General features: G+C 60.3%; 5 protein-coding genes. All 5 read left to right on the forward strand.

Annotated features, from left to right (window positions below; genetic code table 11):
* Positions 1–194 precede the first annotated feature (194 nt).
* The 5 genes from rpoB to RAZWK3B_RS05410 all read left to right on the forward strand — a co-directional run bounded on the left by rpoB (position 195) and on the right by RAZWK3B_RS05410 (position 12,977).
* Positions 195–4,334, forward strand: coding sequence for a DNA-directed RNA polymerase subunit beta (gene rpoB / locus RAZWK3B_RS05390; protein ID WP_007812960.1), 4,140 nt, complete (start codon positions 195–197; stop codon positions 4,332–4,334).
* A 54-nt stretch (positions 4,335–4,388) separates the two neighbouring features.
* Positions 4,389–8,636, forward strand: a complete 4,248-nt coding sequence (gene rpoC, locus RAZWK3B_RS05395; protein ID WP_007812962.1) for a DNA-directed RNA polymerase subunit beta' — start codon at positions 4,389–4,391, stop codon at positions 8,634–8,636.
* Between the two features lie 124 nt (positions 8,637–8,760).
* Entirely contained in the window at positions 8,761–10,491 is a 1,731-nt protein-coding gene (locus RAZWK3B_RS05400) for a sensor histidine kinase (RefSeq protein WP_007812964.1), read from the forward strand.
* Complete coding sequence (locus RAZWK3B_RS05405; protein WP_007812966.1) at positions 10,488–11,828, forward strand: sigma-54-dependent transcriptional regulator; 1,341 nt, start codon at positions 10,488–10,490, stop codon at positions 11,826–11,828. Before RAZWK3B_RS05400 ends, RAZWK3B_RS05405 begins: the two co-directional genes overlap by 4 nt.
* A 132-nt stretch (positions 11,829–11,960) precedes the next feature.
* On the forward strand, positions 11,961–12,977 hold the full coding sequence (locus tag RAZWK3B_RS05410) for a C4-dicarboxylate TRAP transporter substrate-binding protein (protein WP_007812967.1): 1,017 nt from the start codon (positions 11,961–11,963) through the stop codon (positions 12,975–12,977).
* Positions 12,978–13,044 lie beyond the last annotated feature (67 nt).

Genomic DNA, 13,044 nt, shown 5'->3' on the forward strand with positions numbered 1-13,044 from the left:
ATTTCCGGGCCCAGCCGAACCTGTCTCAGCAAGGCCCTGATTTGTCGGGGGTTTTCTAAGGCGAGGTTTTCACGATCGGGAGGCTTCTGGTGGGACAGAGGCCGGGAATGGATCGAACCCGCCATCTCGGATGGGCGTGCTGCTGTGGCCCGACAGCAGGTGCGACCGGTGAGAAACGAAAGGTGACCAGACACATGGCTCAGACCTTCCTTGGCCAGAAGCGTTTGCGGAAATATTTCGGCAAAATTCGCGAAGTTCTCGATATGCCGAACCTCATCGAGGTTCAGAAATCCTCGTATGATCTTTTCCTGAAATCCGGCGACCAGCCCAAACCGCTGGACGGCGAAGGCATCAAGGGTGTCTTCCAGTCGGTATTCCCGATCAAGGATTTCAACGAAACCAGCGTGCTGGAATTCGTCGGCTATGATCTCGAGCGTCCGAAATACGACGTCGAAGAATGTATGCAGCGCGACATGACCTATAGCGCGCCGTTGAAGGTCACCCTGCGTCTGATCGTGTTCGATGTGGACGAGGATACCGGCGCCAAGTCGGTCAAGGACATCAAGGAACAGGACGTTTTCATGGGCGACATGCCCCTGATGACGCCGAATGGCACATTCATCGTGAACGGCACAGAGCGCGTCATCGTCAGCCAGATGCATCGCAGCCCGGGCGTGTTCTTCGATCACGACAAGGGCAAGACCCATAGCTCGGGCAAGCTGCTGTTCGCCTGCCGCATCATCCCCTATCGCGGCTCGTGGCTGGATTTCGAATTCGACGCCAAGGATCACGTCTATGCCCGCATCGACCGTCGCCGCAAACTGCCGGTGACGACGCTGCTCTATGCGCTTGGTATGGATCAGGAAGGCATCATGGATGCCTATTATGATACGGTCGATTACAAGTTGAAGAAGAACAAGGGCTGGGTCTCCAAGTTCTTCCCGGAACGCGTGCGCGGCACGCGCCCGACCTTTGATCTGGTCGACGCCAAGACCGGCGAAGTGATCGCCGAAGCCAGCAAGAAGATCACCCCGCGCGCGGTCAAGAAGCTGATCGACGACGGCAATGTCAGTGAGTTGCTGATGCCGTTCGAGCAGATCGCCGGCAAGTTCGTGGCACGGGACATCATCAACGAGGAAACCGGCGCGATCTATGTCGAGGCCGGCGACGAGTTGACGATCGAGCGCGACAAGGACGGTGACATCATCGGTGGATCGGTCAAGGAATTGCTGGATGCCGGGATCACCGATATTCCGGTTCTCGACATCGACAACATCAATGTCGGCGCCTACATCCGCAACACCGTGGCGATGGACAAGAACATGAACCGCGAAACCGCGCTCATGGACATCTACCGCGTGATGCGTCCCGGTGAACCGCCCACCGAAGAGGCCGCATCGGCCCTGTTCGACACGCTGTTTTTCGACGCCGAACGTTACGATCTGAGCGCCGTGGGACGGGTCAAGATGAACATGCGTCTGGCCCTCGACAAGCCCGACACGCAGCGCACGCTGGACCGTGAAGATATCGTGGCCTGCATCAAGGCGCTGGTTGAGCTGCGCGACGGCAAGGGCGACATCGACGATATCGACCACCTCGGCAACCGTCGGGTGCGCTCGGTCGGCGAACTGATGGAAAACCAGTATCGCGTTGGCCTGCTGCGCATGGAGCGCGCGATCAAGGAGCGCATGTCCTCGGTCGAGATCGACACGGTGATGCCGCAGGATCTGATCAATGCCAAGCCTGCCGCGGCGGCCGTGCGTGAATTCTTCGGGTCCAGCCAGCTGTCGCAGTTCATGGACCAGACCAACCCGCTGTCGGAAGTCACCCACAAGCGGCGCCTGTCGGCGCTTGGGCCGGGCGGTCTGACGCGCGAGCGCGCAGGCTTCGAAGTGCGCGACGTGCACCCGACCCACTATGGCCGGATGTGCCCGATCGAGACACCCGAAGGTCCGAACATCGGTCTGATCAACAGCCTTGCGACCTTTGCCCGGGTCAACAAATACGGTTTCATCGAAACGCCGTATCGCAAGGTGAACAGCGGACAAGTCACCGATGACGTGGTGTATATGTCCGCGACCGAGGAAATGCGTCACACCGTGGCCCAGGCGAACGCCAAGCTGGATGACGCAGGCCGGTTCGTGAACGATCTCGTCTCGACTCGTCAGTCCGGCGAATACATGTTGGCCCCGAACGAAAGCGTTGACCTGATCGACGTGAGCCCCAAGCAGTTGGTGTCGGTCGCGGCGTCGCTTATTCCGTTCCTGGAAAACGATGACGCCAACCGCGCTTTGATGGGCTCGAACATGCAGCGTCAGGCCGTGCCGACGCTGCGTTCGGAAGCGCCGCTGATCGGCACCGGGATCGAGGGTGTTGTCGCCCGGGATTCGGGCGCGTCGATCATGGCCAAGCGCGCTGGTATCATCGACCAGGTCGATGCGGCCCGTATCGTTGTGCGTGCGACCGAGGATCTGGAAATCGGCGATCCGGGTGTAGATATCTACCGGATGCGCAAGTTCCAGCGCTCCAACCAGAACACCTGTATCAACCAGCGGCCGCTGGTGAAGGTGGGGGACCTGGTTCAGAAAGGCGAAGTGATCGCCGATGGCCCGTCCACCGACATGGGGGAACTGGCGCTTGGCAAGAACGTGGTCACGGCCTTCATGCCGTGGAATGGCTACAACTTCGAGGACTCGATCCTGATTTCCGAGCGGATCGCACGGGATGACGTGTTCACGTCGATTCATATCGAGGAATTCGAAGTGGCCGCCCGCGACACCAAGCTCGGGCCGGAAGAGATCACCCGCGATATTCCGAACGTGGGCGAGGAAGCGCTGCGCAACCTCGACGAAGCGGGTATCGTCTATATCGGCGCCGACGTGGAGCCGGGCGATATTCTTGTGGGCAAAATCACCCCCAAGGGTGAAAGCCCGATGACCCCTGAGGAAAAGCTGCTGCGCGCGATCTTTGGCGAAAAGGCGAGCGATGTGCGTGACACGTCGCTGCGCGTGAAGCCAGGCGATTACGGCACGGTCGTGGAAGTTCGGGTGTTCAACCGTCACGGCGTTGAAAAGGACGAACGCGCGCTGCAAATCGAGCGCGAGGAAGTCGAGCGTCTGGCCCGTGACCGCGACGACGAGCTGGGGATTCTGGATCGCAACATCTATGCGCGTCTGAAGTCCCTGATCCTTGGCAAGGTGGCCGTGAAAGGCCCCAAGGGCGTCAAGTCCAACTCCGAGATCACCGAAGAGCTTCTGGAGACGCTGACCAAGGGTCAGTGGTGGCAGCTGGCTCTCAAGGATGAGAAGGATGCCCAGATCGTCGAGGCGCTGAACGAACAGTACGAGGCGCAGAAGCGCACGCTGGAAGCCCGCTTCGAGGACAAGGTCGAAAAGGTGCGTCGCGGCGACGATCTGCCGCCGGGTGTGATGAAGATGGTCAAGGTCTTCATCGCGGTGAAGCGCAAGCTTCAGCCGGGCGACAAGATGGCGGGCCGTCACGGCAACAAGGGCGTGATTTCGAAGGTTGTGCCGATCGAGGACATGCCGTTCCTTGCCGATGGTACGCCGGTAGATTTCTGTCTGAACCCGCTGGGTGTGCCGTCGCGTATGAATGTCGGTCAGATTCTTGAAACCCATATGGGGTGGGCCGCGCGCGGCCTTGGCATCAAGATCGATGAGGCCCTGCAGGAATACCGCCGCTCGGGTGACCTGACACCGGTGCGTGAGGCGATGAAGATCGCCTATGGCGACGATGTCTACGACGAAGGCATTGTCGACATGGATGAGACCCATCTGGTGGAAGCGGCCGGTAACGTCACAAAGGGCGTTCCGATTGCAACACCTGTGTTCGATGGGGCCAAGGAAGCTGACGTCAACGATGCGCTGCGGCGTGCCGGGTTTGACGAAAGCGGCCAGTCGGTTCTGTTCGACGGGCGCACCGGCGAGCAGTTCAGCCGTCCGGTCACCGTTGGGGTCAAGTACCTGATGAAGCTGCATCACCTTGTGGACGACAAGATCCACGCGCGCTCGACCGGGCCTTACAGCCTTGTCACGCAGCAGCCTCTGGGCGGCAAGGCGCAGTTCGGCGGCCAGCGCTTCGGCGAGATGGAAGTCTGGGCGCTGGAAGCCTATGGCGCGGCCTATACCCTGCAGGAGATGCTGACCGTAAAGTCGGACGACGTGGCAGGCCGGACCAAGGTCTACGAGTCGATCGTCAAGGGCGAGGACAATTTCGAGGCCGGTGTGCCCGAAAGCTTCAACGTTCTGGTGAAGGAAGTCCGCGGCCTCGGCCTCAACATGGAACTCCTGGATGCCGAGGAGGACGAGGAATAACGGCGGGATCCCCCGCCGTCCCCATCCCCTCAGCCAGATTTCAAGGATTTGAACATGAACCAGGAACTTACAAACAACCCGTTCAACCCGGCCGCTCCGGCCAAGGTGTTCGATCAGATCAAGGTCAGCCTTGCCAGCCCCGAGCGTATCCTCAGCTGGTCCTACGGCGAGATCAAGAAGCCCGAGACGATCAACTACCGCACGTTCAAGCCTGAGCGTGACGGGCTGTTCTGCGCGCGCATCTTCGGTCCGATCAAGGATTACGAATGCCTGTGCGGCAAGTACAAGCGGATGAAATATCGCGGCGTCGTCTGCGAAAAATGCGGTGTCGAAGTGACGCTGCAAAAGGTCCGCCGCGAGCGGATGGGCCATATCGAACTGGCAGCACCCTGTGCGCATATCTGGTTTCTAAAATCGCTGCCTTCGCGCATCGGTCTGATGCTGGACATGACCCTGCGCGATCTGGAGCGGGTGCTTTATTTCGAGAACTACGTGGTCATCGAACCCGGTCTCACCGATCTGTCCTATGGGCAAATGCTGACCGAAGAAGAGTTCATGGACGCGCAGGATGCCTATGGGACGGATGCGTTCACTGCCAATATCGGCGCCGAGGCGATCCGCGAGATGCTGCAGAATATCGACCTCGAAGCCGAGGCCGAACAGCTGCGCGCTGATCTTGCTGTCGCAACGGGTGAATTGAAGCCCAAGAAGATCATCAAGCGTCTGAAAGTGGTCGAAAGCTTCATCGAATCCGGCAACCGTCCGGAATGGATGGTCATGACCGTTATTCCCGTGATCCCACCCGAACTGCGCCCGCTGGTGCCGCTGGATGGCGGTCGCTTCGCGACATCCGACCTCAACGATCTGTATCGCCGGGTCATCAACCGCAACAACCGTCTCAAGCGCCTTATCGAGCTTCGCGCGCCCGACATCATCGTCCGCAACGAAAAGCGGATGTTGCAGGAATCTGTCGACGCGCTGTTCGACAACGGTCGTCGTGGCCGTGTCATCACCGGCGCCAACAAGCGTCCGCTGAAGTCGCTGTCGGATATGCTCAAGGGCAAGCAGGGCCGGTTCCGTCAGAACCTTCTGGGCAAGCGGGTCGACTTCTCGGGCCGTTCGGTCATCGTGACCGGTCCGGAACTCAAGCTGCATCAGTGCGGCCTGCCCAAGAAGATGGCGCTGGAACTGTTCAAGCCGTTCATCTACTCGCGGCTGGAAGCCAAGGGCATGTCCTCGACCGTCAAGCAGGCGAAGAAGCTTGTGGAAAAGGAACGCCCCGAGGTGTGGGATATCCTCGACGAGGTGATCCGCGAACACCCCGTTCTTCTGAACCGGGCACCGACGCTGCACCGTCTGGGCATTCAGGCGTTCGAGCCGATCCTGATCGAAGGCAAGGCAATCCAGCTTCATCCACTGGTCTGTTCGGCCTTCAACGCCGATTTCGACGGCGACCAGATGGCTGTGCACGTCCCGCTGAGCCTTGAAGCGCAGTTGGAAGCCCGTGTTCTCATGATGTCGACGAACAACGTTCTGTCACCGGCAAACGGTGCGCCGATCATCGTTCCGTCGCAGGATATGGTTTTGGGCCTCTATTACACCTCGATCATGCGCGAAGGCATGAAAGGTGAGGGCATGACCTTTGCCTCGATCGAAGAAGTGCAGCACGCATTGGACGCCGGCGAAGTGCATATGCACGCCAAGATCATCGCCCGCGTTCCGCAGATCGACGAGGAAGGCAACGAAGTGATGATGCGCTTCGAAACCACGCCGGGTCGTGTGCGGATCGGCGCGCTTCTGCCGCTGAATGCCAAGGCGCCGTTCAGCTTGGTCAACAAGCTTCTGCGCAAGAAGGAAGTGCAGCAGACGATCGACACCGTTTACCGCTATTGCGGTCAGAAGGAATCGGTCATCTTCTGCGATCAGATCATGTCGATGGGCTTCCGCGAGGCGTTCAAGGCCGGCATCAGCTTCGGCAAGGACGACATGGTGATCCCCCATGACAAATGGACGATCGTTGAAGAGACCCGTGACCAGGTCAAGGGGTTCGAACAGCAGTATATGGACGGTCTGATCACCCAGGGTGAGAAGTACAACAAGGTGGTCGATGCTTGGTCGAAGTGTAACGACCAGGTCACCGAAGCCATGATGAACACCATTTCGGCCGAAATCCGTGACGAGAACGGCGCGGTGATGGAACCCAACAGCGTCTATATGATGGCCCATTCGGGCGCCCGTGGTTCGGTCACCCAGATGAAGCAATTGGGCGGCATGCGCGGCCTGATGGCCAAGCCGAATGGCGACATCATCGAAACGCCGATCATCTCGAACTTCAAGGAAGGTCTGACCGTTCTTGAATACTTCAACTCGACCCACGGTGCCCGTAAGGGTCTGTCGGACACGGCTTTGAAGACGGCAAACTCGGGCTACCTGACACGCCGTCTGGTCGATGTGGCGCAGGACTGCATCGTGCGTGAGCATGATTGCGGCACCAACCTTGCGATCACCGCCGAACCGGCGGTCAATGATGGTGAGGTTGTCGCGTCTCTTGGTGAGCGTGTTCTGGGCCGTGTCGCAGCCGAGGATATCGTCAACCCGGTGACCGAAGAGGTGATCGTCGCCGAAGGTCAGCTCATCGACGAGCGCACTGCCGACGCGATCGAGGAGGCCGCTGTGCAGACAGCGCGCATCCGTAGCCCGCTGACCTGCGAGGCCGAGGATGGGGTCTGTGCTATGTGCTATGGCCGTGATCTTGCGCGTGGTACCATGGTCAATACCGGTGAAGCGGTCGGCATCATCGCCGCGCAGTCGATCGGTGAACCCGGCACGCAGTTGACGATGCGGACATTCCACATCGGTGGCGTGGCTCAGGGTGGCCAGCAGTCGTTCCTCGAAGCAAGCCAGTCCGGTCGTATCGTGTTCGACAATGCGCAAACGCTTGAGAATTCGTCGGGCGAAACGTTGGTCATGGGCCGTAACATGAAGTTGCGGATCATCGGCGACAACGATGTCGAACTGGCCAGCCACAAGATCGGTTATGGCACCAAGCTGTTCGTCAAGGACGGGGACAAGATCACCCGTGGGGCCAAGCTGTTCGAATGGGATCCCTACACCCTGCCGATCCTTGCCGAAAAGTCGGGTATGGCGAAATTCGTTGATCTCACCAGCGGTGTTTCGGTGCGTGATGTGACCGATGACGCCACCGGCATGACACAGAAGATCGTCACCGATTGGCGCGCTGCCCCGCGCGGCAACGAGCTGAAGCCCGAGATCATCATCGTCGGCGAAGACGGTGAGCCGGTCCGCAACGACGCGGGTAACCCGGTGACCTATCCGATGTCGGTGGATGCCATCCTGTCGATCGAGGAAGGTCAGGAGATTCATGCGGGCGACGTGGTTGCACGTATCCCGCGCGAAGGCGCCAAGACCAAGGACATCACCGGCGGTCTGCCGCGTGTGGCCGAACTCTTCGAGGCGCGTCGTCCCAAGGATCACGCGATCATCGCCGAAATCGACGGATATGTCCGCTATGGACGCGACTACAAGAACAAGCGTCGCATCACCATCGAGCCTGCGGACGAGTCGATGGAGCCGGTCGAATACATGGTGCCCAAGGGCAAGCACATCCCCGTCCAGGAGGGGGATTATGTCCAGAAGGGTGATTACATCATGGACGGCAATCCCGCGCCGCATGACATCCTGTCGATCATGGGTGTCGAAGCGCTGGCCGATTACATGATCCATGAGGTGCAGGAGGTCTATCGCCTTCAGGGCGTGAAGATCAACGACAAGCATATCGAGGTGATCGTGCGCCAGATGCTGCAGAAGTGGGAGATCCTCGACAGTGGCGAGACAACGCTGCTGAAGGGCGAGCATGTCGACAAGATGGAGCTGGAGGCAGCCAACCAGAAGGCGATCGCCAAAGGGGGACGCCCGGCCTCGGGTGAACCGATCCTGTTGGGCATCACCAAGGCATCGCTGCAGACGCGCTCGTTCATTTCGGCGGCGTCCTTCCAGGAAACCACCCGCGTTCTGACCGAAGCCTCGGTTCAGGGTAAAGTGGACAAACTGGTGGGCCTCAAGGAGAACGTCATCGTGGGCCGCCTCATTCCGGCGGGCACAGGCGGCGCGACCCAGAAGGTGCGCCAGATCGCTCAGAGCCGCGACAATGTCGTCATCGAAGCCCGCCGCGAAGAAGCGGCAGCAGCCGCAGCCCTTGCGGCACCGGTGCAGGACGATGATGTGATCGGTGATGACACGTTCGACAATTTCGTCGACACGCCGGAAAATCGTGACGATTAAGACCGGTCCCAAAACCATCAAAAGGCCCCGCAGACCCATCTGCGGGGCCTTTTTGCGTCAAGCGGGGTCCAGAGCCGTGACGATTCTAGTTGCAATCAGAGGTGATCCTGACAATCGATAGGCCATGCGCCGGACCCAAACCCTTCTTGCCGCATTGGCGGTCGCCTTTGTGGCGGCCTGCATTTTCTGGATATCGCTGAGCTATTTCCAATCCGAGGAGCGCAGCAAGGCGCAGGGGCGGTTGTCGCTTTATCGCAGCACTGTTCTTGCCGAATTGGAGCGATTTTCGCACCTTACATATGTCCTGGCGCGCGATCCTTTCGTGATCGAGACATCGCTTGGCGCCGACACCCGTGCCCTGAACCTCCGGTTTGCCGCATTCGCCGAGAAGTCAGGGCTGGACGCGATCTATCTGATGCGACCTGACGGGCTGACGATCTCGGCGTCCAATGCCGGAGAACCGGGCAGTTTCGTTGGGCAGGATTATTCGTTCCGACCCTATTTCAAGGATGCCACCAAGGGACGTCAGGGGCGCTTTTACGGGATCGGGGCGACAACGGGTTTGCCGGGATATTTCATCGCCGATGCTGTGCGCGGGCCGGATGACGTGGTGTCGGGGGTTGTGGCGATCAAGCTGGATCTGTCCGGGCTCGAAGCAAGCTGGCGCGAGGCTGGCGAACAGGTGATCCTTGCCAATGAAGATGGTGTCGTGCTGTTGGCCTCGGATGCGGACTGGCGCTATACTTTGCTGACGGACATCACGACTGAGCAAAGCGATGCCATCCGCGCCTCGCGTCAATTCCCCGGACAGGCTCTGGACCGGCTGGATTGGCAGCCGAAATCCGGACAGCGCGCCGTGATCGGCGGCGGCGAGCGCATTCATCTCAGCGCGCATGATTTGCCGCATGGCTGGGTTCTGCACTATTTCACAAGCGATGACCGCGCCGTGGTGCGAAGCCTGTTGGTCACGGGTATCGCCGTGATCCTGGCGGCACTGGCCTTCATCTTCTCGCAATTGCGGCGGACCCGCCGGATCGGGGCGGCGTTGCGCAAGTCGGTGGCCGAAGAGGCGCAGCTGCGGCAGGCCAACGAAAGGCTGGCCTTCGAGATCGAAGAGCGCAAGGCGGCGGAGCGGCAACTGAAGCGGACCCGCGGTGAATTGGAGCGCGCCAGCAGGCTTGCGGCACTTGGGCAGTTGGCGGCGTCAGTGACACATGAGTTGGGACAGCCGCTTGCCGCAATGCGCAACCATCTGGCGGCGGCTGAATTGAGCGGCGCGGCAAATCGCGGGCTGCTGCCGCGCATCGGCGGATTGGTGGACCGGATGGAGGGGATCACCCGGCAGCTGAAATTCTTTTCGCGCACCGATGGAGAAGGGTTTCGCGAGGTTGACCTGCGTCAGGCGGCACAGGCCGCGCTTGAACTCGTCGCTCCGAATATCGAACAAGCCGAGGCCAGTGTGACCCTTGAGTTGCCAGAAGACCCCGTCTTTGTGAGGGGCGACCAGTTGCGCCTCGAGCAGGTGATAACCAACATTTTGCGTAATGCCATGGATGCGCTGGAAGACAGCACCGAGCGACATCTGTCGGTGCGGATCGGCACCACTGGCGACAAAGGCTGGTTCGAGGTCCGCGACACCGGGCATGGACTGGGCGACGCGACCCTGTCGGATCTGCAGGAGCCGTTTTTCACCACGCGAGAAAGCGGGCGGGGCATGGGTCTTGGGCTTGCGATATCGGCCAGTATCGTCAAGGAACATCATGGCCGGATGTCGGCATGTAACGCCTCTTCGGGCGGCGCCGTGTTCCGGGTGGAAATTCCGCTGAATGAAACCGAAGAGGAGGCCGCCGCTTGAGCCGCAGCCAGATACGCACCATCCTGCTGATCGATGACGACCGCTCGATGCGCGAGTCGCTCGTCGATCTTCTCGAGGCTGATGGATGGCGGGCAGAGGCCGTATCGCGGGCGCAAAAGGCGGTCGACCTGTTGCCGGACCTGCAGCCCGACGTGATCCTGTCGGACGTGAAGATGCCCGGCATGTCGGGCCTTGATCTGCTGGGGCAGCTTGCGCCGGATATCTCACCGCCTCTGGTGCTGATCTCGGCACATGGAGACATTCCGATGGCCGTCAAGGCCATGCAAGACGGGGCGTATTCTTTTGTCGAAAAGCCATACGAGCCGCGCCGCCTGCTGACGATTCTGCGCCATGCCGCCGATCAGCATCTCATGCGGCGCACGAACGAACGGCTCAAGGCGCGGCTGATGAGACTGTCCGGGCTGGACCGCGCCTTGTTGGGACAAACACCTGAAACCCGCGCTTTGCGCGAGGATGTTCTGGATTTGGCCGAAAGCGATGCGCCTGTTCTGGTTTTGGGGCAGACCGGCACCGGCAAGGAATTGGTGGCCCGAGCGCTGCACGATCTCAGCCCGGCTGGGGATGGACCCTTCGTGGCTTTGAACTGCGCGGCGCTTTCCGCGGATAGTTTCGAGACCGAGATGTTCGGCGGTCATGCAGGGCAGGGCAGCCGCCTTTTGGCGGCGAATGGCGGGACCCTGTTTCTGGACGAGATCTGTTCCTGCCCTCTTCAGGTGCAGGCCAAACTGCTGCGCGTGATCGAAGACAAACAGATCTTGCCCACGGCGGGCGGCCCTCCCATTCCACTTTCGTTTCGCGTGGTATCGGCCACGAACGAAGACCCCGAGCAGGCGGTCGAAGAGAGCCGTTTGCGCCGTGATCTGCTGTTTCGGCTGAATACGATGATGGTCAGCCTGCCAACTCTTCACCAAAGGCGTGATGACCTGTTGCTGCTCTTTACGCATTTCACGCAAGAGTTCGCCCGCGTCTACGAGACAGCATCCCCGCCCTTGACGCAAGAAGACATCGCCGCCCTGATGGCCCATGACTGGCCGGGAAATGTGCGTGAATTGCGCAATGTGGCCGAACGCCGGGTGCTGGCGTCGCGTCGCGGGGGCGGATCTGTGGCGCAGGCCATGCGGATCGATCCCCTGATCGATGATATTCCCAACACCTTGCGCGAGGCCGTCGCCTCGTTTGAGCGCGAGTTAATCGCAAAGGCTATCAAGGCGCATGAGGGCCGGATGGATGCCGTGGCGGAGGCTCTTGGCATTGGGCGGCGCACTTTGAACGAAAAGATCGTCAAGCTGGCTTTGGACAAGGAGGCGCTGTTGTAGAACGGCACTTTCAGCCCTGCGGATTTCCGCAGGGCCTAGTGGATCTTCCCGGCGGTTTTCTTCGTTGGAGCGCGGGGCAGATTTACCGATACTCCCGACATAGATCCGCATGAAACCTTGGGAGGAGACACCATGCAGAAGTTTCTGGGCTGCACGACCGTGGCCGCAATCAGCCTTGCATTCGCCACCGAAGCACTCGCGACCGAATGGAACGTATCGCTTTGGGGCAAGCGCCGGGCGTTCACCGAGCATGTCGAAAAGCTGGCTGAACTGGTCAGCGAGAAGACCAATGGCGAATTCACGCTGAACATCAGCTATGGCGGTTTGTCGAACAACCGCGAGAACCTTGACGGCATCAGCATCGGCGCCTTCGAGATGGCGCAGTTCTGTGCAGGCTATCACCGGGACAAGAACCCATCGATCACCGTGCTCGAACTGCCGTTCCTCGGGGTCGAGACGCTTGAGCAGGAACGCGAGCTGTCCATGGCGCTCTATGACCTTCCCGCCGTCAAAGAGGATCTGGGCCGCTGGAACGCGACGCTTCTGATGCCGTCGCCCATGCCGCAATACAACCTTGTCGGTATGGGTGAGCCGCCGCGCAGCCTTGAAGAATTCGCGGGGCTGAGCGTCCGGGCAACGGGTGGCATCGGCGCGGCGATGGAGGCCGTGGGCGCGGTGCCCACGTCGATGTCGGCCACCGAAGTGCGCCAGTCCTTGGACAGCGGCGTGATTACCGCGGCTTCGTTCGCTCCGCACGCGCATATGGCCTTTGGCACGATCGAGAACGCGACATGGTGGACGACCAATCTCAATCCCGGCACGGTGAACTGCCCGGTGGTGGCCAATACCGATGCGTTGAACGATCTGCCGGACGCCTATCGCGACGCGCTTCTGGGGTCGATCGATGAGGCCCTGGATCATTATGTCGATTATTACACGAACGAGACGATGAAAGCCTGGGGCCCCGCTCTGGATGAGCGTGGCATTGAACGCATCAGCTATGACCCCGATGCGCTTGCCGCCTTTGAAGACGCTGTTGCCGGACCTGCAGCCGAGGCCTGGATCGAGGACATGAGCGCCCGCGGCCTACCCGCACAGGAGCTGTATGATTTCGCGACCAGCAAGCTGGCGGAACTCAAGGGCCAGTAACACCGGGTCATTCCGATCAAGGATGACCGTCCACCGCGCCGGGCTGTTTTGACCGGCGCGGTGGACA

The sequence above is a fragment of the Roseobacter sp. AzwK-3b genome, assembly GCF_000170875.1.
Taxonomy (GTDB): domain Bacteria; phylum Pseudomonadota; class Alphaproteobacteria; order Rhodobacterales; family Rhodobacteraceae; genus Roseovarius; species Roseovarius litoreus.

What these genes read in the sequence shown, in the direction of transcription:
- rpoB (WP_007812960.1), top strand. Translation starts at nt 195, where the DNA reads ATGGCTCAGACCTTCCTTGGCCAGAAGCGTTTGCGGAAATATTTCGGC.
- rpoC (WP_007812962.1), top strand. Translation starts at nt 4,389, where the DNA reads ATGAACCAGGAACTTACAAACAACCCGTTCAACCCGGCCGCTCCGGCC.
- RAZWK3B_RS05400 (WP_007812964.1), top strand. Translation starts at nt 8,761, where the DNA reads ATGCGCCGGACCCAAACCCTTCTTGCCGCATTGGCGGTCGCCTTTGTG.
- RAZWK3B_RS05410 (WP_007812967.1), top strand. Translation starts at nt 11,961, where the DNA reads ATGCAGAAGTTTCTGGGCTGCACGACCGTGGCCGCAATCAGCCTTGCA.